Genomic DNA, 541 nt, shown 5'->3' on the forward strand with positions numbered 1-541 from the left:
AGTGCGGGGTGATCGCGTTGGCCTGCGCGGCGCTCACCGGGTTGTAGCGCTTTGCAGGATCGCGCAACTCGATGCGCGACAGCGAGGCATTGGCCAGGCGGGTTTCAAAGGCCATCACGGCCTTGGCCTGCGCGGCGGCCTGCGCCGGCTGGGCGCCGCCCAGTTCCAGCACGCGGGTGATGTACTGCACGTAGGCGTCGCGGATCTTCGCCTGCGATTCGTCGAAGTAGTAGCCCTTCTCCGGCAGGCCCAGACCGCCCTGCCCCGCATAGGCGATGACCTGGCCGGAATCCTTGTAGTCGGCATTGGCGCCGAAGGAGAACAGGAAGCCCTGGCCCTGCGCGTAGCGGTCACGCAGCCACGCGGCGACGGCCTTGCCGTCGTGCAGGCCGTCGATGGCCTTGAGCTGCGGCTGCAACGGCGCCAGCCCGGCCCGGTTGATCGCAGCCTCGTCCATGCCGGTGCGCCAGATGTCGGCGATCTTGCCTTCGATACTGCCGGCCGGCGCGTTGGCGGCCGCAGCCTGTTCGACCAGCGCGTG

At 69.1% G+C, this 541-nt stretch carries 1 pseudogene; it reads right to left on the bottom strand.

Annotated features, from left to right (window positions below):
* Window positions 1-541, bottom strand: a pseudogene (locus CWM66_RS28140) (M13 family metallopeptidase N-terminal domain-containing protein); the annotation flags it as partial.

Origin of the sequence: Kosakonia sp. H7A (assembly GCF_003028445.1) — a bacterium.
Taxonomy (GTDB): domain Bacteria; phylum Pseudomonadota; class Gammaproteobacteria; order Enterobacterales; family Enterobacteriaceae; genus Kosakonia; species Kosakonia radicincitans.